General features: G+C 42.1%; 27 protein-coding genes and 2 pseudogenes. 16 read left to right on the top strand and 13 right to left on the bottom strand.

Translation table 11 applies throughout. The annotated features are described in order from the left end of the window. Positions 1-77 precede the first annotated feature (77 nt). Positions 78-284, top strand: coding sequence for a hypothetical protein (locus HPY27_RS01415; protein WP_174224205.1), 207 nt, complete (start codon positions 78-80; stop codon positions 282-284). Positions 285-346: 62 nt separating this feature from the next. Here HPY27_RS01415 and HPY27_RS01410 read toward each other — a convergent pair whose 3' ends face one another. Next, on the bottom strand, positions 347-625 hold the full coding sequence (locus HPY27_RS01410) for a hypothetical protein (RefSeq protein ID WP_017249215.1): 279 nt from the start codon (positions 623-625) through the stop codon (positions 347-349). Between the two features lie 140 nt (positions 626-765). Here HPY27_RS01410 and HPY27_RS30520 point away from each other — a divergent pair, with 140 nt between their 5' ends. Continuing rightward, entirely contained in the window at positions 766-951 is a 186-nt protein-coding gene (locus tag HPY27_RS30520) for a DNA adenine methylase (RefSeq protein ID WP_371814297.1), read from the top strand. Further along, on the top strand, positions 929-1,210 hold the full coding sequence (locus HPY27_RS30515; RefSeq protein WP_371736769.1) for a hypothetical protein: 282 nt from the start codon (positions 929-931) through the stop codon (positions 1,208-1,210). Before HPY27_RS30520 ends, HPY27_RS30515 begins: the two co-directional genes overlap by 23 nt. 279 nt (positions 1,211-1,489) lie before the next feature. Here the strand turns inward: HPY27_RS30515 and HPY27_RS01400 are convergent, their stop codons facing one another. Then, positions 1,490-1,954, bottom strand: coding sequence for a GNAT family N-acetyltransferase (locus tag HPY27_RS01400; protein WP_017249214.1), 465 nt, complete (start codon positions 1,952-1,954; stop codon positions 1,490-1,492). A gap of 614 nt (positions 1,955-2,568) precedes the next feature. Here HPY27_RS01400 and HPY27_RS30305 point away from each other — a divergent pair. The 3 genes from HPY27_RS30305 (at position 2,569) to HPY27_RS01390 (ending at position 3,170) form a co-directional block, all read left to right on the top strand. Then, positions 2,569-2,691, top strand: a complete 123-nt coding sequence (locus tag HPY27_RS30305; RefSeq protein WP_017249213.1) for a hypothetical protein — start codon at positions 2,569-2,571, stop codon at positions 2,689-2,691. Positions 2,692-2,855: 164 nt separating this feature from the next. Beyond that, on the top strand, positions 2,856-2,981 hold the full coding sequence (locus HPY27_RS30300; protein ID WP_256436605.1) for a hypothetical protein: 126 nt from the start codon (positions 2,856-2,858) through the stop codon (positions 2,979-2,981). Between the two features lie 12 nt (positions 2,982-2,993). Continuing rightward, positions 2,994-3,170 (top strand): hypothetical protein, encoded by a 177-nt coding sequence (locus tag HPY27_RS01390; protein ID WP_174224204.1) that lies wholly within the window; start codon positions 2,994-2,996, stop codon positions 3,168-3,170. A gap of 87 nt (positions 3,171-3,257) precedes the next feature. Here HPY27_RS01390 and HPY27_RS01385 read toward each other — a convergent pair whose 3' ends face one another. The 4 genes and pseudogenes from HPY27_RS01385 to HPY27_RS01370 form a co-directional block, all read right to left on the bottom strand. Next, the gene (locus HPY27_RS01385) at positions 3,258-3,416 is read right to left on the bottom strand and encodes a hypothetical protein (protein ID WP_017249211.1); all 159 of its coding nucleotides are present in this window, start codon (positions 3,414-3,416) and stop codon (positions 3,258-3,260) included. A 200-nt stretch (positions 3,417-3,616) separates the two neighbouring features. Next, positions 3,617-3,934 (bottom strand): annotated as a pseudogene (locus HPY27_RS01380) (site-specific integrase); the annotation flags it as partial. A 1,153-nt stretch (positions 3,935-5,087) separates the two neighbouring features. Next, positions 5,088-5,909, bottom strand: a complete 822-nt coding sequence (locus tag HPY27_RS01375; protein ID WP_174224202.1) for a DUF6492 family protein — start codon at positions 5,907-5,909, stop codon at positions 5,088-5,090. A gap of 453 nt (positions 5,910-6,362) precedes the next feature. Further along, positions 6,363-6,749 (bottom strand): hypothetical protein, encoded by a 387-nt coding sequence (locus tag HPY27_RS01370; RefSeq protein WP_017249208.1) that lies wholly within the window; start codon positions 6,747-6,749, stop codon positions 6,363-6,365. A 156-nt stretch (positions 6,750-6,905) separates the two neighbouring features. Here HPY27_RS01370 and HPY27_RS30295 point away from each other — a divergent pair, with 156 nt between their 5' ends. The 4 genes from HPY27_RS30295 to HPY27_RS01355 all read left to right on the top strand — a co-directional run bounded on the left by HPY27_RS30295 (position 6,906) and on the right by HPY27_RS01355 (position 10,447). Beyond that, entirely contained in the window at positions 6,906-7,028 is a 123-nt protein-coding gene (locus HPY27_RS30295) for a hypothetical protein (protein ID WP_256436604.1), read from the top strand. A 765-nt stretch (positions 7,029-7,793) separates the two neighbouring features. Next, positions 7,794-8,177 carry a hypothetical protein gene (locus HPY27_RS01365; protein WP_017249206.1) on the top strand — a complete coding sequence of 128 codons (384 nt, stop codon included), beginning with the start codon at positions 7,794-7,796 and terminating at the stop codon, positions 8,175-8,177. A 474-nt stretch (positions 8,178-8,651) separates the two neighbouring features. Continuing rightward, positions 8,652-9,179 (top strand): TetR/AcrR family transcriptional regulator, encoded by a 528-nt coding sequence (locus tag HPY27_RS01360; protein WP_174224201.1) that lies wholly within the window; start codon positions 8,652-8,654, stop codon positions 9,177-9,179. Positions 9,180-9,253: 74 nt separating this feature from the next. Beyond that, on the top strand, positions 9,254-10,447 hold the full coding sequence (locus HPY27_RS01355) for an MFS transporter (RefSeq protein WP_174224200.1): 1,194 nt from the start codon (positions 9,254-9,256) through the stop codon (positions 10,445-10,447). A 608-nt stretch (positions 10,448-11,055) separates the two neighbouring features. On the opposite strand, the gene HPY27_RS01350 is transcribed toward HPY27_RS01355, so the two are convergent. Both HPY27_RS01350 and HPY27_RS01345 read right to left on the bottom strand, forming a co-directional pair. Continuing rightward, the gene (locus HPY27_RS01350) at positions 11,056-11,853 is read right to left on the bottom strand and encodes a putative protein N(5)-glutamine methyltransferase (RefSeq protein WP_174224199.1); all 798 of its coding nucleotides are present in this window, start codon (positions 11,851-11,853) and stop codon (positions 11,056-11,058) included. A gap of 55 nt (positions 11,854-11,908) precedes the next feature. Then, entirely contained in the window at positions 11,909-12,046 is a 138-nt protein-coding gene (locus HPY27_RS01345) for a hypothetical protein (RefSeq protein WP_017249200.1), read from the bottom strand. 403 nt (positions 12,047-12,449) lie between these two features. On the opposite strand from HPY27_RS01345, the gene HPY27_RS01340 reads away from it, so the two are divergent. The 3 genes from HPY27_RS01340 to HPY27_RS01335 all read left to right on the top strand — a co-directional run bounded on the left by HPY27_RS01340 (position 12,450) and on the right by HPY27_RS01335 (position 14,180). Further along, on the top strand, positions 12,450-12,950 hold the full coding sequence (locus HPY27_RS01340) for a hypothetical protein (RefSeq protein ID WP_017249199.1): 501 nt from the start codon (positions 12,450-12,452) through the stop codon (positions 12,948-12,950). A 186-nt stretch (positions 12,951-13,136) separates the two neighbouring features. Continuing rightward, positions 13,137-13,271, top strand: a complete 135-nt coding sequence (locus HPY27_RS30290; protein WP_017249198.1) for a hypothetical protein — start codon at positions 13,137-13,139, stop codon at positions 13,269-13,271. A 225-nt stretch (positions 13,272-13,496) separates the two neighbouring features. Continuing rightward, positions 13,497-14,180, top strand: coding sequence for an SOS response-associated peptidase (locus tag HPY27_RS01335; protein ID WP_017249197.1), 684 nt, complete (start codon positions 13,497-13,499; stop codon positions 14,178-14,180). 68 nt (positions 14,181-14,248) lie between these two features. Here the strand turns inward: HPY27_RS01335 and HPY27_RS01330 are convergent, their stop codons facing one another. Together HPY27_RS01330 and HPY27_RS01325 are read right to left on the bottom strand one after the other, a co-directional pair. Continuing rightward, positions 14,249-14,677, bottom strand: a complete 429-nt coding sequence (locus HPY27_RS01330) for a NucA/NucB deoxyribonuclease domain-containing protein (protein ID WP_017249196.1) — start codon at positions 14,675-14,677, stop codon at positions 14,249-14,251. Between the two features lie 229 nt (positions 14,678-14,906). Continuing rightward, positions 14,907-15,740: a discoidin domain-containing protein gene (locus HPY27_RS01325; protein ID WP_174224198.1), complete on the bottom strand. Its 834-nt coding sequence runs from the start codon at positions 15,738-15,740 to the stop codon at positions 14,907-14,909. 351 nt (positions 15,741-16,091) lie between these two features. On the opposite strand from HPY27_RS01325, the gene HPY27_RS30510 reads away from it, so the two are divergent. Beyond that, positions 16,092-16,280, top strand: a complete 189-nt coding sequence (locus HPY27_RS30510; protein ID WP_371736768.1) for a DNA methyltransferase — start codon at positions 16,092-16,094, stop codon at positions 16,278-16,280. A 93-nt stretch (positions 16,281-16,373) separates the two neighbouring features. On the opposite strand, the gene HPY27_RS01315 is transcribed toward HPY27_RS30510, so the two are convergent. Both HPY27_RS01315 and HPY27_RS30505 read right to left on the bottom strand, forming a co-directional pair. After that, complete coding sequence (locus tag HPY27_RS01315; RefSeq protein WP_174224197.1) at positions 16,374-16,841, bottom strand: hypothetical protein; 468 nt, start codon at positions 16,839-16,841, stop codon at positions 16,374-16,376. Positions 16,842-17,394: 553 nt separating this feature from the next. Further along, positions 17,395-17,736, bottom strand: a complete 342-nt coding sequence (locus HPY27_RS30505) for a M23 family metallopeptidase (RefSeq protein WP_254476291.1) — start codon at positions 17,734-17,736, stop codon at positions 17,395-17,397. A 461-nt stretch (positions 17,737-18,197) separates the two neighbouring features. Between HPY27_RS30505 and HPY27_RS30500 the strand changes: the two are divergent. Further along, a pseudogene (locus HPY27_RS30500) lies at positions 18,198-18,365 on the top strand (ORF6C domain-containing protein); the annotation flags it as partial. A 251-nt stretch (positions 18,366-18,616) separates the two neighbouring features. Beyond that, positions 18,617-18,994, top strand: coding sequence for a PH domain-containing protein (locus HPY27_RS01300; RefSeq protein ID WP_069845458.1), 378 nt, complete (start codon positions 18,617-18,619; stop codon positions 18,992-18,994). A 555-nt stretch (positions 18,995-19,549) separates the two neighbouring features. Here the strand turns inward: HPY27_RS01300 and HPY27_RS01295 are convergent. Next, the gene (locus HPY27_RS01295) at positions 19,550-20,188 is read right to left on the bottom strand and encodes a flavin reductase family protein (RefSeq protein ID WP_017249189.1); all 639 of its coding nucleotides are present in this window, start codon (positions 20,186-20,188) and stop codon (positions 19,550-19,552) included. Between the last annotated feature and the right edge of the window lie 221 nt (positions 20,189-20,409).

Below are 20,409 nucleotides of genomic sequence, written 5' to 3'. Positions count from 1 at the left end.
ATTCATGTAGAGGACAAAGAAAAAACAACGTACGACTGGGAATAGTTTTATCACAATTAGTTAGGGAGGTTAGCGGAATGAAATGGACAGCCGGCAGAAGCGGACGAACAGCTCTAAACGTGTTTGGCGAAGATGACAGATGGATCGCAACAGTATACATGGATACACCGGACCAAACATTTCGAACTATCCTAAAGGCACCCGAAATGCTCGAGTTACTGAAAGTGTCAAATGATCCTGAGTCAAAGAAACTCGTGGAGTACATCCAGAGTGGCAGACTTTAACACATCGGTAAAAATGGAAAGAAACCCGTCCTTGATCGACGGGGAAAGTATAGGGTAGTTTCTTATACTTCCAAGCCTAATTTTTCTACGAGAAAGTCTCCATTTTCTATTGTCAGTACGCGTTTTTCATTCTTGTAATCCCAACCATTTTGTAGAGCATGCTTTACTATTTTAGCGCATGTACCTGGCGTACAAAAATTGGCATACCAACTTATCGCCCAAGAAAATGAGATTAAGACGTATGATGTTTTAGTTCTTGCTGGATAGATAGTAAATCTAATGTTATCGCGGTTAAATGTTTGGTCAATAACACAATGAAATAATGAACCATCAACTACCACCTTTTTTACTTCCTTTGTAAACGGCTTAATAGAGTATTCCCCCTCATAATCAGACAGTCTACCATTTGAGATATTTTACCATACGCGATGCTTCTGGGAATATGTTCTGAACTTAGTAAACACAACAAACGAATTGATAAATGAGGGGAGAGAGAGCGGTGAAAGTACCAAGGATTTTGCACTACCCCGTCAGCAAATGGAGCTTGGCCGACTGGATAATCGAGCATATGCCAGAACATACCACATATTTGGAACCATACTTTGGATCCGGAGCAATATTACTCAACAAAGAATCATCCGCACTTGAAACGATCAATTATCCGTGATCATCCCGATGATTTAGCAAACAAGGCTAAATGGACCCCCTATAGTCGTAAAGAATACTACAACTCCTACCACGTAGAGGAAGAGGTGGACGAGCTTGAAAGGGCAAGGATGTTTTTGGTTCGGTGCTGGATGGCGAGGGGTGGAAAAACATCTGACAGAACCGGATGGAAGCACAGCATCGACATATCAAAAGCACCCAACAACAGGATGCCTGATCAATGGAGTAAAGTACTGATCGGTATTGACGGTAACGGATAGATTGAAAAGGGTGCAAATAGAACAACAGCCAGCTTTGCAATTGATTGAACGTTATAAAAATACGTATATCCATCTAGCTTGGAGAGACTCTGCATTCAGGATTAGAATCCATCCAATAAAAAGGATCAATATGATTGTCATATGAGAGTGCTCCTTTCGATGGGAATTACGAAAAATGGGAATTTTTGGTTACTCAACACTCAATTTGTTAAATGGGATCAGTAGGCAAGCTTGAAAAAATGCCGGTATCCCGTACGCAATAGATACCGGCCTCCACTTCTATTCAAGTGTATAGTCGTAGCGAATGAAGCCTTTATGATGAGCAATTTTGTCATAAAGAGCACGAGCAGTGAAATTGTCCTGGCGGGTTTGCCAATACAGTGCAGAAGCTTTTTGTTCTCGAGCAGCTTGAGCGACCCGTTCTATAAGGGCGCGGGCCACCCCATGTCCGCGAGCAGTTTCGTCAACGAAGAGGTCTTGCAGGTAGCACACATCTTCTTTCCAGACCGTAGGCTGAAAAACGAAGTGGGTGATACCGATCAAGTTTCCATGAAGATGCGCACCGAAACCGAATATTCTATCGCCAATGAGCAGTCGGTTCCAGATCTCGTCGTATGTGGAATCTGGGAGCTCTGTCTCGTAAAATGCTTTGTAGCTTCGAGCCAATACGTCCCAACGCTTGCGATCCTCTGCTCTTAGCGGAGCGATGTCAAGCATGATACTCTTGTTCTTTTTTTCAGCCATTTGAAAATCAAACCTCCTGGTTGTCATCGTTAAAGATTTAATAAGCATATTATCACGAATCTTTCACTTAATAAGGATGCAGAAAATTGTTTCAAGACCAGGTCAGAGAAGGGTTAAGTCAAAATGTTGCTTCTGTAGTTGGAATACTACTGGGGATTGGGGATAAAGAGAGTTTTTAACAAAACATTACGTTTGAAAAAGCGGGGAAAAGATGACTGTTCAAACACCAGTAGTTGAATTTGATCTGTACACCATGCGGATACATGCAGAATTATTCAAGATCGCTAGTCCAGAAAAAAACCTGAATTGTTTGGATTGAGACTGCTTCCGAACGATTCTTCGCTCCCTGAGTTGTTTGTCTGGTGCTACTACTCCAAGTCTCAAAAAAGCTTCATCCATAGTCTCTCTGATGTCTGGAGTGGTTATAACATAGCTGAATTCAAAGAGTATGGCGACAGTATAGAGCTAGCTGAAACCGAGGACTGGACTTGACTATCCGCTTTATTGCTTGCCCATGAGTTTAACGGTAGGTTGCTAAAAACGATGGAGAAACGAAAAGAGTTACCGAAGTTGAATATATTGTCTAGTGAATTGACGCAATAGGAGGGAACGGGATGCCTGAATCAGACAAAATGCCAGATGTATGTAAGAGTTGCCCGGAAAACTACTATTGCAGCTTAAAACCGGATTTGTGGAAATGCGAAGCAGAGGAGGAGCAGAACGCAAGCAGGACGTGAGATTAAGTTCGAGGTATTCGATAAGACTATCCCAGGGAATGTAGAGGAAGCCGAAAACAACACGCCATCTGGAAGGCTAGTTCCATGGCATATCGTAAAGGATTCCGACTATCTGAGCATCGGCAACATCTACGAAAATCCTGAGTTGCTGGAGGTGGTCTAAGATGAGAGCAGGACGTGAGTTGGATAGGAAAGTGGCAGATGCACTAGGTTTAACCGGATATATGCCGTGCAATGCGGATGATTGCAAGGCGTGCGATCAAAGGTTTGCCCGGTTCTCTACCTCATAGGAAGGCATGGGCGTGCTGGTGGGGGAAGCTCGAAAGCAAGGAATTTATCTCGACATTTTGCCAAACGAAAAAGTTTACATTGCCGAGGCAATAAAAATATTGAATAAAACGATCGGCAGTTCAACAAAAAAAGAAGCTCCGCATGCTGGATGCTTGGCTTATCTGAATGCACACGGTATTGCGGTTTAACATAAGAGAAATTGTGATGAGGAGCGAAAAAATGTGACAAGAAGATTATCGAAAAATGGAAAGCCCCCAAGAGGAGGCTTACTCAAGCTAATTGGGAGTGGCACTGCAGCAACTGCCGCTACCACCGCCACCGCCAGGGATCGTAATGCCACCACCCTTAGGGTCACCGCCACCACCAGCAAAAGCAGCTGTAGAAATTGAAAGAATAGATACGGTCAGCAGAGCAACTACAACGAACTTTTTCATGGTTACCACCTCCTTGAAAGAGAATTATGTAAATATTGTAACATTATAGATAATATATGTAAATTGAACTTTTCTGAAAACAGGAAGAGTTAGGAGAGCAATTGTGATGAGGGAGGATTATTATGACAATCTCATATTTGCACTACAAATCAGATGTTGCGGGAAAATAGTACAACCAATTTCTGTGCGGATGGTCTGACCGCGTTAAAGAGAGACGATTTAGGGACGATAGTACCATCATCTCTGGTTAAAACGAGATTCAAATCGTGGTGATAAAGTTCGTTTAAAGCCAGCTTTTTTGGGTTCTGGTACTTCATGTGTTGCCCTAGATCATCAGCTATCGTTTTGCTCATCCGAATCATTCTAGTTGAGTTGTATGTTTTTGTATCGCAAAATAGCTCACTTTTGTCTTTTGCTTGAAAGTCTAAAGTCTTATTAATACGTATCGTCAGATTTTTAAAATCTATGTCCGACCACTGTAAAGCTCCTGCTTCTCCTTTACGCATACCAGTTTCAATACACTCCTTTTTTTAGGAGCGTAACGCTGGAGGATAGGACAAAACAAGCAGGGAACACAAGCTCAATTATGATAAACAATCAGCTCGATTAGATTAAAAGACATGAACGAAATAGACGAAAAAAAGACCACCCCTCTACCATTTTCATGGTCTTTGGGATAGCCTCTTTTGTAATATCTCACTTAGTCAGGACACATGCATTTAGTGTAGGGTGGAAACCAAAGGCAGGGAGGAGTACATCTAGCTTGGGGTTTACTACCTAACTTTTGAAGAAGTTTTTTAAACATTCCTAATCACCTCCTATTTATGGATGGATTTAACTTTCTATTAAATAGTAACACATGGAGAGGAGTATTTGTATACAGTCTTTTCTGAATTTTCAATGAGTATGCATAAGAAAAAGAAAGAATCAGGATAGTAATATTACCTCTTGCTCATTTTGATAAATGTGGGGACAGGCTGCTCGTGTCAGTGGGTGGAGTCGCTGGAGGTTAAACGCCCGAATATAGAGAGTAGTGTAAGTAATCAATAATATAATTATGTATCTGCAAAATCACCAAGCTTCTCTTTATTCTAGTTGGTTAATTAAGAACTCGCCCCTGTTTTGAGGAGATGAGTTATTCTATTAGAATCTGTCTACCTAATCAGAAGTATTGACCGTTTCATAATTTGCCAGAGAATAAATGCGAGTATTAAAACGGATTGAAAGCCAAGAACATGTTCCGTACACGCGTTCACGATTGGGAGCGCGAGCAATACATGACTGCTTATTAATAAGCGAAACCCCTTGTGCCTGTAGGTACGAGGGGTTTTTCTATTGTGGAAGCTCTGGTCCGCGCAAATCTACTAGAACATTGTGTCGGGGCTGGGAACGCTGCGGTATTCGAGAGATATAAAGAACAGCCGGCTGGATAGTTGGCGCTATCGATTGAACAAAATGCTCATTTTGATAAGGCTCCATATGGTTAACTCGAAATGGACTAGAGGCTCTCCATATTGGAACAAGCCTTATGAAGCTTTGCGAATCGTATAATGATTCACCCCGTTCGCACTTCGCCCATCTCTCTTCGCATACACCTGTAACGAATCCAAGATTGCCCGCAGACGGTCTGGAGACCATTTTACATCACAAACAGTTGGACTCGGCATCTCTTTATTTTCTCACGCTCTTCTTCCGGATATACCAGCCGCGTTTATGAAAGGAGATGGACCTGTAATTCTGGGCCAGTCTGATGATTCGTTTACGAGTAAGTGATGCTGGGTTTGAAGATAAGCTTTTGTTAAGGGAACTTCTTACAACCAGATGACCGGGGTAGTGAGCTTTCACGAAGTTACCGTAAGTTTCGAACTCAGAGAAGCCGGCATAACTCTGCTTATTGGTTTTCTTGATAATCGCCCAGTACCATCTAGTCTTATGCCTAGCCTCAATTTTAGACTTCAGCCGGGAGAGCTTCGATTTGTCGAACAGCATATAGTGGGCAACGAAAGAGCGCGAAGCGGTTGGCTTGGTTCCCATTAATTTCTTATAGGTGCGAAAATACTCGGGACGACTCCAGTTCCGGCAGTAAAAAACGGTTTTCCCGTTGACGAGAAAAACATGAGGGCGGATGAGAATGGTGTCGGCGTCAATCACAAGATAATACCTTTGCTTGGTCAAGTTTCCTCCTGACAACTTCAACAATTGTTGGAGCAGCCAGCCTGAGCGATTGGTGCGTTTGGTTTGGTAGTGAATGTCTTTTTTTGTAATCGGTAGGACGCGTCTTTCATTGATGAAGGTGCAGTTTTTACGCCGGCAAAGGGCTTGGATTCGTTTGCTTGGTGGCGATACAACCATGATCTTACCGACCGGATGCTTCACTTGCTTACGAATACTGTCAATGACATAGGGAAGAGTACCGAGGTCTTTCTCAATTGCTGGGATCAGGACATCGATTTTAATAGAGCTGTTGAAGGTGCTTTTCGCTGAACGTGTCAACTTCTCAACTCCTTTTCGCTAACCAGTTTCAAGCATATGTGTCTGAACAGGTTGGCCAGAGTGTCCGACTTTCCAGATAGGATATGATTTTCTTCCTTAAGGTGAATATGACAGATATGGAAATCCTGAGAAATGGATGTTTGTCTGAAACTCTCCTCACTTTGTCTCGTCGAAATCGTTGACCTACAACAATGGCAGCTCGACCCGATATCGATGGTACTGGCTGGATAAATACGTTTCTTTGAAGGTAGACCGGAACAGATGGAGCTGGCAGACAACCAGGAGTGCGGTGATGGCCGCGACGAAATCCGACGAAACCGGAAAAAGGCGTTTGTAGGAGGATAGATTGAAAGTCGCTTTCACATTTTAACATTCGGTATAAAAGGAATAACCCTGCAGCAGTTTCTCCACAGGGTTTCCATCGCAGAAGCTGAAAGAATCCAGCCGAGACATTTAAAAAGTTCTTCTAATCACTGGGATTCTACGTGCTCCATTACGAATAAGCCTTTGTGCTCGTTCACGGCTGATTCTAACAAGTACTGAAGTATCGGTTGAATTTTCAACGTCGAAAACTGAGAAAAACCGACCATTAGCGAACAGTACACCTTTAAACTCCACTTCAAATCCAGGCCTAGGCCGTGGACGTGTATTCTGAATAACCGTTCTCATGACACCTGCATTTCGGAGCCTTCGTGCTTGTTCGCGGGTTATGCGGACCGCAAATACTGGGTCAATTTCGACACCAGGTACTTTTGCCTCAACCTCAACAATTAGGAAAAAACGGTTTCCGATAGTTGCAATACTATTTGCTCCAATAAAAATTGGCGGGTTCATTGCCATTTTCTTATCACCTCCTTGTACCAAACTATGTTGGAGGTACAGTGGTGGACAAGGGCATCACCACAATTTTCGATTTTTGGTTTTTTGACCAGAAGTATAGACAGTCCGCAGATGATTTTTCGAGCACTACACCCTGTGCGATGAGGAGGGATCCGGATGACAGATCAGCAGATCATTGAAACACTTGCAACAAAGGTCATGGGGTGGCACAAGGACAAGCCATACTGGTCTGAAAAGCAAGTATGTGTTAAAAGTTCAACCCAATACGACTGGATCTAGAACTGGAACCCACTCCTAAACCTAGCCGATGCGTGGCAAGTGGTGGAGATGCTTCTGGAGATACTCCACAAGAAGTGATATGCACAGCAGCGGTGGAATTAGTTGCTTAACAAAACGGCAAAAATGAAAAGAAGCCCAAAAACAACGGGGTCTATCGTGCAACTTTTGTTTTAGCCTGTTGCTTCTTCTTAGCAGTTCGTTTGGCATCCCAATTAAATAACAGGATAGTAATAAGTAAATAAATCGCATTTGTAGTCCAGAAAAATCGGCTAGATATGCCAGATAGCGAGATTGGAAAAGTTTACTATGAACATGGGGATATGAGACGTTCTTGAAAGAAATTATTAATGAGATAAGAGTGCAGCTATGTGAAAGATGTGACACAACACACGATTTGTAAAGGAGGGTAAGTATGGGATTAAAAAAGCGAGTTGAATCGTATGGGAAAACCCTTAAATGCTCAATGAAGATTCGTTTCTTCGACCGCATAAGAAAAATTATGCGTGTAGCAAGTGGATGAAATGGCAATCGAAGCTGAAGAGAAAAACAGATTAATTACCTAATCGGGAGCGGGCAAAACGGTTTATCTGGACTAAAGAGACAAACACCTGCTACTCAATGGGGCAAGAAATCGATCTGTAGTGTCCACAACCTCCATATAACTTCGCGCACTGTGAATTTGCTACTATAATTAAAACAATTGATAATTTACCTTAATTTGGTATAATTCATTTTGTTCGCATCCAAATATTAGGAGGTCTTGCAATGAAAAAGAAGTTCATGTCTATTAGCCTTGCTACCTTATTAGTATCATCGTTTACATCTAATACGGTATTTGCTGCAAATCAGCAAGCAGAAGTTGTCGTTGAATACAGTAATGATACCAAGTGGACGAGCGCGGTAAGTGGGCAACATCAATATGGCCGAGTTACATTGATTTCGGAAGGTACTGGACTGGCTGGGGCTTTTGTATGGAAGAAATGTGCAGGAGACATTGACTATGTGGATACACAGATTCAACTTGGTACAGACTCTAGCTACAAACAAGATAGCACTAACGTATACATGCAAGGCGGATGCACGTACAAACTCGAAGTAAAAAACTATAGCACTAATAAGGCAAAAGGGTATATTCGAAACTGGGACTAATCCGTATCTCGTCAAAAAGGACCATGAGGTTGACACATCCAAATTGAGTCGATCTCATGGTCTTTATTATTGATTTACCGCGTTTCAGATTAGTAATTCACATCAAGCGGAAGAGAGCCAGCAAGTTGTACGGTGAAGTTCAGCTTGAGTTCGTATTCGTGGACTCACCTTTGTATATCGGCGCCATGGTTTGATTGATTGTACACAAGACAAAATGTTATTTGCCGGATTGTAAAACGTGCTTGGCAAGTATCGTCCAGGTCGTGCCATTTATTAAGTGGTCGGATATCTCCGGCTCGTCGTCCTTTTCGTGGTCACCATCAAAATCGCCGTAACCGCGTGGAGCTCGCCTGGAACCATAGTGAAAATAATGGACTGATCGTTCCCGAAATGTTATACTGCTTCTACAGTTAAGGAGGAATCATTATCGGACGTTCAAAAGAGTTTGACAAGGAACACGTACTTCATAAGGCAATGTTAGTTTTTTGGGAAAAAGGTTACGAAGCCACAAGCATACCGGATTTATTAAAAGCAATGGAATTAAGCAGATCAAGTTTGTACGAAACCTTTGTAGACAAAGAGACGCTTTATGTTGAAGCGATACAACATTACAAAAAAATAAGTCAGAAAAAAAGAGATCTGTTGGTATATGCGTCGTCTGCGAAAGCTGGAATCCGGCAGTATTTTGATCAGCATATCACTTCCGCATTTGATGAGGATTTGCCTAAAGGATGCATGATTACTAACGCAACGCTTGGCTTGGATTCACCAGATGAACAACTACGTAAATTGATACGAGACGGTTTCGAGGAATTGGAACATGCCTTTTATGAACTTCTAAGTAAAGGACAGCAGACGGAAGAAATTGACTCCAATAAAGATATAAAGGCTCTATCACACCTATTACTTAACCTAAATCATAGTATCAATGTAGTATCCAAGGTGAAAACTGACCAAAAAATTATTTATGACATGATGAACACTGTTATTGAGATGCTATAAACAAAATTTTTTTAATGTTACTGGAACGATCGTTCCAGTAATGATGACTACTTCCACAAAAAGGAGCGTTAACGATGAGTTCAATCGAAGGTGAAAAAATGGAAAAGCCTTTTTCGGCGTGGATGATATTTATTCTTGCTGCCGCATGCGGACTAATCGCTGCTAATCTCTATTATGCGCAGCCTTTAGTGGGTCCGATTAGTTCGGCAATTGGGTTATCTTCTGAGGCAGCTGGCTTAATCGTCACACTTACCCAAATTGGTTACGGAATTGGATTATTATTTATCGTACCCTTGGGAGATATACTTGAAAACCGAAAACTTGTTGTAGTGTCATTGTTCCTCACTGCAATAGCTTTGGCGCTTGCAGCAGTAGTCAAAAGCGCTGGCCTTTTTCTCACTGTTTCACTGTTTATCGGGTTGGGATCAGTTGCGGCTCAGGTACTTGTTCCGTACGCTGCTCACCTTTCGCCAGATGCTACACGCGGTCGCAATGTGGGGAATGTCATGAGTGGTTTGTTACTCGGAATCATGCTCGCTCGTCCCATTTCAAGTATGGTGGCGGAGTTTTTGGGCTGGCGAGCAGTCTACTATTTATCCGCCATAGCGATTCTTGTGTTGGCACTTTTATTGGCGAGGGTGCTTCCTGCAAGACAGCCGTTGAACACCACACGGTACCCGGCACTTCTGGGTTCTATGTTGCATTTACTCAAAACGACACCAATCCTGCAACGTAGAGCCATCTACCACGCATGTGTGTTCGCAACTTTCAGTTTGTTCTGGACTACGGTTCCGCTGTTATTGACCAGTCCGATTTTCCATTTTTCACAAAAGGAAGTTTCCCTGTTTGCATTGCTTGGAGTATCTGGGGCGGTAGCTGCACCAGTGGCAGGCCGTCTTGCCGATAGAGGCTGGGCTCGATCAGCCACAGGATTAGCGTTAGCTTTCGTTATTATTTCTGGAATTCTACCTCTTGTAATCCACGGCAGTTCAACTTCCGCATTAGTAACCTTGGTAATTTCGGCCATTCTATTGGACATGGGAGTTTCAGCAAATCTGGTTCTTGGCCAACGTGCCATTTTCTCATTGGGAGCAGAATTTCGAAGCCGGCTTAACGGTTTATACATGGCAATCTTTTTTGCTGGTGGTGCTATAGGCTCTGCGACAGGTGGATGGGCATATGCTATGGGTGGCTGGAAAGCAGCCTTGTTGATTGGAATAGCTTTACCGGTCATTGCGTTGATTTATTATACGACAGAGAAAAAGTAATTTAAGTCCGCACAGAACGACTGTCAGCGCCAGAAAAGGAGCCGTAAGATAAAACGATCAAGGTTTTGAAAAGTGGGGATTGGGTATGGCAACCCCTCCAGAAAGGAATGACCAAACAAGAGGCTTCGTCTGTTTGGGAAAGGGAGGTTCCCCAGACGAAATCGCGAGAGTAGACGAGTGGGAGCAATTGATCAAGCTCGCTTCTTAGCGTGGGGATTCTACCTTTTTTCCAGCGGCCCACGGGAGTTCGAAGTTAAAAAGCTTACAAAAGACATGAGGGAAATCACTTATTTGTTCACTCTGCTCTAACGTAAAAGCGAACATATTCTTCAATTCATGCATTCTGTGTGTCTTCCCATGAAGGATAATCTCATCAGTAAAGTGACCTGTCACTTCAATCAACATCTTATTATGACTTGAGTGCTAATCAATCGTTATAGCAACAAATGATAACTGTCATTTTACAACCATTTGAAGTTAACACAACGGTAATGGTGGAAAAAAGAGATGAATGAAGTCTCTATAGGGATTAGGTCCTTATTAGGGAGAAATATTGACGAGTTCTTGAACTCTAGCCTATGTGGTCAGGTTCAGACTCCTAAACTGCTTTAGGGAACCGGCTTGGTTCCGATTACGACGGTAGCATCCAACTCGTCAGACCTTGTCACCCGTGTAATCAGCCCGCAACGAGTGAAGATATCGACTGTCTGATGTGTCTGACGTTCGCTTGTCTCAACTAGTAAGTGTCCACCAGGAGCCAGCCAGAGTGGAGCTGCAGCCAATACTCGTCTCTGAACGTCAAGCCCATCCGTTCCCCCGTCGAGTGCTATTCTCGCCTCATGTATGCGAGCTTCAAGTGGAAGAAAACCAATGGCTTTGGTGGGGACGTAGGGAGCATTGGCAACGATGACGTTAACGTGTCCCCTAAGTATGATAGGAAGAGGCTCAAATAAGTCTCCTTCGTAAACGCGACCTCCTGCGGTAGTAACATTGCGACGGGTGCATTGCACCGAGGCTGGATCGATGTCAGTAGCATACAATTCGATCTGTTCCAAGTAAGCAAGAACCGCCCCAACTGCCCCTGATCCGCAACATAGGTCAAGCACTACCGACTTTTGACGGATGAGGTCGGCAGCCTGTCTAACGAGAAATGCTGTACGTTGTCTGGGAACGAAAACTCCCTTATCCACAATAATCCGCAGTCCACAAAACTCAGCCCAGCCGATAATATGTTCGAGAGGCATGCCAGTTGTTCGCAATTCTACCATGTCCGATAGTTCAGTCGTTGTCTCTGCTGAGGCGATTAGTAACCTGGCCTCATCTTCAACGAAAACACACCCAGCTGCTCGAAGTTTATTGACGATTATTGTAAAAATTCTATCGCCATGAATCTCATAATCATTCAAAAATTGAATTCACCCATTTCGGAATTGTTGGAATTTAGTGTGTGGTATTCGCATTTTACTCTATCTTAGGAGGCAACACAACAATCGTTGCATTGAGATTGCGTTCAATCGTGATAGAACAAGTATCATTTGACACGCCTGTCCCACCCAGAATTTTGGCTAAACGATTGTATAAACTTTTCGGTATCTTCAAGTTTGACCCTCCTTTCCTTGTTTTATAGAAATCTATGTAGACGAGTATAAGAGGTTCTGGGCAGACGTAAAAAAGGGTGCGTGAACAAGTGTAAATGGTTAGGACTGAGGTTATTAAACAAAACATTAGAGAAGGACGGTGCAATATGAATCCTCCTAAAGAGTAGCTACAAAAAGCAAATGGTTGAGGAAATGATCCGTCCCACTACTCCTTCTTCGGAAGCAACTTCACTTATTCCTACCTTAGTTGATCATTTGAACAAACTTCAGGAGAATCCAATAGAGGTCCACTCAAAATGCGGCAATTAGAATAATGTCGAAATTTGTCGGAATACATAGAAGGAAAGATAACTTATATGATGGGATAATAATTAGGTAATTAATCCTATTGAAAGGTGGTTCCAATGCTTAAATCGAATAAGTTAGTCATAGCGTTTCTTTTATTATTTTCAATGTTTGTAGTACAGGGATGTGGAACAGACCCAGTACAAGAAGATCTTATTAACTATTTAAACACCGAGTTGCCAAAAGTTACATCACTCGAAAGGAAGGCTACTGAAGAGTATTCTTCTATAACGGGCGCTAACTATACAAATGACTTAGTTATGTTTGAAGCGATGACAAAAAGTATAATTCCGACTTATTCACAGTTTCTAGAAGAGCTTGAAAAGATTAAACCGGCTACGCCAGAAGTACAAAAAATTCACGACCAATTTATTTTAGCAGCTACAACCCAACATAGTGGTTTTATAACGACGGTATCAGCTCTTGAGAAACAAGACTATGCTAAGATTGCTACAGCTAATAAGAAATTAGCAGAAGGAAGAAAGTTGATGCGGGATTATCAAGCGGCCATAATGGAACTTGCTGATTCTCATGAAGTAACCATCACTGAGACAAAATAAGTAACGAACCCATTGTTAGATGTAATAATTGCGATTGGATGATGCTTGCTCTACAAAAAGTCGTACAGCAGTGGCTAAGAAGTACATTACAGAACGAGAAAAAAAGAGATAGCACAACTAAAGCACAGCGCATAGAGCGCCTTTTCCAAAATGGAGAGGGCGTTTTTTTTTCAAGGGGAGCTGATAATGCGGCTCCCATTTATTGTGGAAGTAAGCGCATCATCGATTGGATCAGGTAAAAAGCAATCTAACCTGCCTTTGGCGATTGTCGTTATGGCAGTCGCTTTTCATTTGGCAAATGCATTCCTGTGTTGGAATTGATGCAATTTAGCAAGTCGTCGGCGCAAGGAAACACTTCGGTGCGTCGGGATCGCAGGAAGTAACTAATAAAGATTTCACAGAATGTTATATCGTGCTAGAAATAAAGAGGAGCTGGACAAAGCGGGGGATACTTCGCTGACCAGTCTTTGTTGATTTCATATTGTCCCGCGTAGTCCTGGTTAACCATATAAGCATTAGGCAATTATGGTGGTAAGAGGTGATCTTATGTGCGGACGATTTACGCTGGTGACTAACTTGGAGTTGTGGAATGCAAGGTTCCAAATCGAGGTTATCCCTTTTGAAATACAGCCACGATATAATATTGCACCGGGTCAATTAATCCCAGCAATTATTTCCGATCAAGGTAAGCGGCGGATCGGTCAGCTAAAATGGGGATTAGTTCCGTCGTGGGTGCAGGATGAGAAGAGCGGATATAAAATGATCAATGCAAGGTCTGAAACGTTAACCGAAAAGCCGGCATTCCGACGACTTTTCGAGCGAAAACGGTGCATCATCCCTGCAGACAGCTTCTACGAGTGGATGAAACTCGGAAAAGCCAAGCAGCCGATGAGGATTATGATGAAGAGTGGTGAACCGTTCGCTTTCGCTGGTCTGTTTGATACATGGGCAAGTCCGATAGGAGATAAACTGCACACTTGCACAATCGTTACGACCAAACCAAATGATGTTGTAGCTGATATTCATGACCGGATGCCTGTAATACTGAGACAGGAAGATGAGGGAATATGGTTAGATCGTGAGAAGTTTGATTCTGACTTGCTCCAATCATTGCTAGTACCATATGACTCGGATATGATGCGTGCATACCCTGTATCAACAATGGTTGGTAGCCCGAAAAACGATTTGCCAGAATGTATTCAAGAAATAGTGAACCCGTCCCTGTGTTAAGGAGACGGGTTCACTATTGCGAAATGTTTATTCATATCCGGATTTTGCGGGTACACGAAACAGAGACTTTATTTGACCACGATTTCAACCTTTGTCCCGTCTGGAAAATCCTCTAATTGGTTGGATATCCAAGATCCAGCGCCGCGATTATCTGATGGCTTTATGTATTTGATATCTGCCCCTGTGCCACCCTCTGCACACATTGCCATCGGCCATTCATCCCGATCAAACCCCTTTTTTGTAGGAATACCCTTGAGCGATTCTTCGCGATTTTTATTGGCTCCATCGCGGTCAATTGTGCATACAGCTGACTTCCCGGAAGCAACCGCATCTTTGATATGCTTGGCTGTCTCTGGGTATCGATCAGACGGAAAAACTATCGTATGGTCTACATTCCCATTGCTGACGGTTTTGTTCTCTATTGGCACAAGTCCAAAGAGATAGGCGGCGCCGATCAGTAGCACCACAATCAACATCAGTATTTTTCTCTGTGTCATGCTGTTGTCCTCCAAATATAAGTTCTTTTTCAAATAATAACACCGCCGAGAATTATGGCGAAGGGGTGTGATTGCCTATAACCTATTGTAAGCCTTTATCAGGGGCGGGAAAGTGTTATGGTTACCCGAGTTATCGAATGACGATCCAGAACGTATCGAAGAGATTCGTAATCTATGAAAAATACGAGGCACCTTCCTGTAATTATAGGAGGTACCTCGTCTCGTCGTGTTATTTGGTATATTCCATAACTTCAAACGATTGAACCTTGCTGAATGCTACATAATCTTTTCTAGAAGTAAATGGCCCCTTGTTAAAGTCCTTATCGAACATATATGTTTCTTTGCCACGTCCATCTGCACGGCCATTGTACCAGTCGATGAAGTCCTGTACTTCGGATGCGGTTAGCTCAAATTCCTTCTCGAGACCACTGATCATTTTAATAACAAGAAGTGCGTTATCTCCAGTTGGCTCTGGTTCAGGTTCTGGATTAGGATCGGGATTCGTCGGTGTGCCTATTTTCTCCATCATTTCTAATTCTTCAATAACTGTAAATGAGGAAAATCCATTGTTCGATGTTATATTAATACGGTATTGCTTATAGAAGTTGTCATTGTTAAATGTGTAATCTCTTTTGTAATTTGTTGCCCAGCCTGTCTGATTCGTTTGTGTATCTAATACGATCCATTCTTGACCATCGAATGCTTCAAATGTCCAATCCTTGGGGCTTTCACCTTTATAAACATCCCTTGATTTAACCGTGTATTTGGAAATTTTCTTTGGCTCTGGAAATTCATATTGTAACCAGCCTTTAATTGTACCGCCGGCTGTACCCCATCCATAAGTATCATCTTTGTCATCAAATGCCCGGTATGCTTTATGATTCGCACTCCATTCACTGCTTGCACCTGCTAGCCCACTTGGACTATCGTTACTTGTCATCGCAGGAATTAAATCTCCACTGTACTCATCTTCCGCAAAACCAACGTTTTGACCCGAAAATAAAATAAAAATGATAAGTCCAAAACTTAAGAGTTGCTTACCGTACTTCTTTACAAAAATCATAAAAGCCTCCTTATAACTGTTAAAAAAGGATAATTAGTATATGTGCACATAGAAATATAATACAGTTCCATAAATTGAGCAAAACATTAAAAGGAATAAATTACAAATTGAAGGTGCTCTAAGCAGCATTATATTGGGCATTTCTACATGTAACCTACAAACGCACCCACAAAATGATGAAATGATTTGAAGTCATTTGAAATGACAGTAGCTAAAACTGTTGATTTTATACGATTTCTAGGGAGTATAAAACCGATTGAAAGCCAAGACATGTTCCGCACACGCGTTCAAGATTGGGAGCGCGAGCAATACATGACTGCTTATTAATAGGCGAAACCCCTTTGCCTGCATGTGCGAGTGGGTTTTTATTTGGTGGGCAATTTTGATTTTTTCAGGGGCTCAAGAACGACAGGGGTTGTATCCAAGAAGTTAGGCCGAAAATACGTCTTGATCGAGATGGGAACATCTTACATTCTGATAGTGTACGAACGAAACAAGCGTGAAACGGCCAAGATGAACATTTTCGAGTTCGGTACCTAACACGATGTGTAGCGAATGAAATCAGCGATAAGATAATCATTATCTTCTTCACAACAAACACCCCCGGTGTAAGACGAGGGGGGAGTAAAAAAGTTACAAAATGTTAAGAACGATTGAGTTAATTTTACACGATAGTCCAGGCTTATACAGACTACTCAACACAACATTTCGGGAATAAAGAAAAACGTAATCCTCCCAGAAAGAAAAGATATCAATCCCATCACACCATTTTTTGTAATCGAAAAGCTCAGGGTTTTGAATGAGTTGAAACGATCGAGAAACCCATTGTTGGATGTAATAATTTCGATTGGATGATGCTTGCTCTACAAAAAGTCTGACTTCCTCAAGGTGGGTTCTATCTTTTCCTATTCCGACTGCATCACCTACTAAAAGGTATAGACAAGCTAGAAAGACTTTTCGTTTATCCTTTGCTACTTTCGGATTAATTGATAGTGATAATAGTAAAGGAGCGGTATTTATATCAGTAATAAAAAGGTCCCAATCTTGATGAGGAAACTGTGTATCTTTTGAGAAGGCCCAGTCATTGATGTCATAAATCATCGTATCAACCGCTTTCTATTAAAATAACCCTATTGTGGAAGATCCGGATAATTACTTCACCGAATAAATTATACTTTGCGTGCCCACCTATAAGGGAAAGCGAAGATGAGCGCACAAACGAAACTGTCATTTCTGGAATCGCAGATTGAGAGAAGTCAAAAAGATTGTTGTCGAAGCTTTATGTTTGAATAGGCTGGGAAACAACAAGATTGACTCCCAGCCCATGGTAAAAAACTAGCCAAAGTAAGTAATGATCTGTTCAATTATCCAAGCAATGAAGTATATAGCTTCTAATTCAGCAAGTAAAAAGCTCCCCAACAGGGGAGAAAATCCGACAGTTCACACGGTTTTCCTTACAAAAAAGACGTTCCGCAGTCCTGCCATGAGGAGAACTAAGCCAAACGAGGCAAGGAGTGCGTCGGAAGGCAAGGTACTTTCCCTTTCGAGCCTACAACTACTACCATTTTGAATGATGCTTTGACAATCCTTATCTAACAGTATTCCGCCCCTCATGTGAGTTGCGTTGTACGAAACACAAGTCAAGTCCAGGACGCTAAGGACGAATACGACCCAAACGACGGATAGGACGAACCCCTTCTATAGACCAATCACAAGTTGGCCTATTATACCAAGTGGCAGCATCACCGCGAGTATAGCGTCCAACATGAAGATTAGGTCCTGTCGAAACGCCTGAAAAGTCTACAGTGCCAAGGAATTGTCCACTTGGGATAAACATCCCTCTTTGTAAAGTGGTAGATGGTCTAACGTGAGCGTACTCAGTATAGAACTCATCCCGCCCTTGGACCAGGACCATATTCGCATATAGGGGACAGTGGTTTGGATCTGTGCAATGGGGGCTACTATTTCTGATATCTGCGACTGTTCCTTCCTCCATAGCATAAACAGGTGTGCCAGGGATGTATCTATACTGGGGGCGGTCACCAATAAACCGGGGGGCGAAGAAGGTATGTGCCCCAATCAATACCATTAAATACCAAGTCTTTCGAACCGGGATGATCAGATCCACAGTCTTTAGAGATCAAAACACTTGATGATGTATCAAAGGGATGCCTACTATACACTTTCAAATATTCATCACTCCTTCAATAAATTAAGGATACGAAGCTTTTGTGTTTTACAGTTTATTACAATTATTTGCGGGCTGTGACAGCTACCCTATATGAAGAAAAGGATTTCTTTTTGGACAAGAAGACTCAAGAGATTGAGAGTAGGGTCAAGAGATTGGAAAAAAACAAGTCAATCGACTACGGGTAGCAATTCGTATTGCAAAATGCAGCAAGGCAGCAAATGGTCGAGGTGCTAGGCGGCAAGTATGGATAAGACTATCAAAACAGCAGCTTGCGTGGAAAGGTCTTCTCGTCAATTTGGAGGGACTTCCAGGGATGCTTCAGCGTAGATACATACCGAAATAATCGGGTCCTCGACCTTCAAAATGCCAAATATCTTGCGCAACGCAGTAGGGACCATGTACAGTCCAACTTTGACCAGTCTTTCGTGATGTAAGCAATGTTTCTAGCACTGAACAGAAACACGATCTCCAAATCACAAAATCTTGAAAAAGAAATGCGGGCGGAAGCGATGTGATTTACCCAAAAAACTCCATCAGCAAGTGGAAATTTTTTTAGGCTTAGTTTCTGTATCCTGAATTTCAATGCAATCACTGCCGCCTTGATGTAATAGTAACCGCTTCAGTAGGAGATTTGAACGTTTTGGAGAATATGAACTATCAAACATTCGAATTGGGGGACATTAATGTGGGCTTGTTAGACGGTCTAATGGGTAACGCTTCGGAAGTTAACATTGCAGATGTTCAAAAAGAGTATGCTCAAATCTTAGCGAACAATGAGAGCATAGAAAAGGCGTATAAATTAATACGTGATATGTTCATCTTCACTAACAAGCGGTTAATACTGGTTGATAAGCAAGGCATTACTGGTAGAAAGATAGAGTACCATTCCATTCCTTACAAAAGCATTAGTCATTTTAGCATTGAAACAGCTGGAAATTTTGATTTGGATGCGGAATTAAAAATTTGGGTTTCTGGAAGTGCAGTACCGATCCAAAAACAATTTAACAAGAACTTGAATATTTACCAGATACAGAGCGTGTTGGCCGAGTACATTTTGGATTAGTCTCGCTTGATAAAAAGCCTTCCTTCAAATCGTAGTTATTACTGCCGTCCAATTGCTTATTAGCTGATTCCATCCTAAAATCATGACATGTTCTTATAAAATGTAAACAAACGTTCTTGTTATATAGATGAAAACGGAACAATACGGAAAATATCATTGATGGACATTATGAATGTTATCTACGAGTAAGAAAATATTACAACGATTTAGCGATATTTATACATGAAATAGCTACCCAATCAAACCGATAAAAGTAATGTAATATGAAATCTAGTGTAGATTCTCTTGGGGATAAGGCGTACGACTTAATCTGTGCAGATGAGTCTGCGCTATTTTTTTGTGGCAATAGAAGGTATGCATACCTATATATACTGGTAGTAAATGCTGAGCTGATATCCTACTATATTGATGACTACTTTTTTATTCACGTATTACTTCTTGTGTACCCCAATTTGCTTAAAGCAATTGGGGATTTTTTTGTATCGAGGTAACCACATGTTTATTTCTCCGATGCTGCTTGAACAGGTAGGGTGCTCAATAGCACCCCAATGATAGTTAATTCGATTTGCTAACGGAACTTGGAGCGGGACCAAAAACGGGAGCTAATCTTGACGGGTGCAGCTTGGAGCTAAGGCCAAAAAATTCACAGAAGTTCATAATCAGCGGGCTCCATTTCTCGGGATCGATGTAGTTCTTCTCGCCAGTCATTAGGATTTGTTCATCAACATGAACACGTATTATCTTTACTTCAATAGCTTTTAAAGAGCTGGGCAGTTCAAAATTATGGACTTGTTCTACCACTGCCTCTAATTGAACCGGGCATTCCGCAACGCGTGGAGGCCGAATCAGGTCCGAAACTTGGGGGGTGAACTTAGCCATTCCGAATTTATCCGGTTCAAATCGGTATCCTACATTAGCCTTGCGCTCCGGGACAGGATTTCGCCCAGTAAGTAGAGCTAGACGGTCAATCGCATGAGCAAGATCAGACGAAGGAAGATTCAAAACACATTCGCGCTCGCGCAACAAATTGGTAACGGTCTGAGATGAGCTACTCATGCCAAGCATGCATGATTGATTCAGCCACCATGCAGAAGACATAGGGGCAAGGTTAACAGAATTGTCCTCATTTAATGTGCTGATAAGTACAACTGGCGTCCCAAAGTAAAGAATTTTTGGTTCAACTACCCTGTGCATAGTCGCGTTCCCTCCACTATGATTCCATCGTCTCAAATAAGAGACCTATCTCAAATTATAATCGTGATTCTTTTCGTTATTTTGCTGTTTCATTCCGATAGAACTTTACAGACTATTACTTGTGAGAAGGGGAGGGAGTAATCAATAGCTTGGGTGATCTAGAACATTGAATCAGGAAGATACATCAAGCACAACGTCTAGTTCCCCAATCTGCAAGATGG

This window comes from Brevibacillus sp. HB1.1 (assembly GCF_013332445.1).
Classification (GTDB): Bacteria; Bacillota; Bacilli; order Brevibacillales; family Brevibacillaceae; genus Brevibacillus; species Brevibacillus porteri.
The sequence above is the reverse complement of the archived record's forward strand: the minus strand, read 5'-3'. Positions and strand labels throughout refer to the sequence as shown.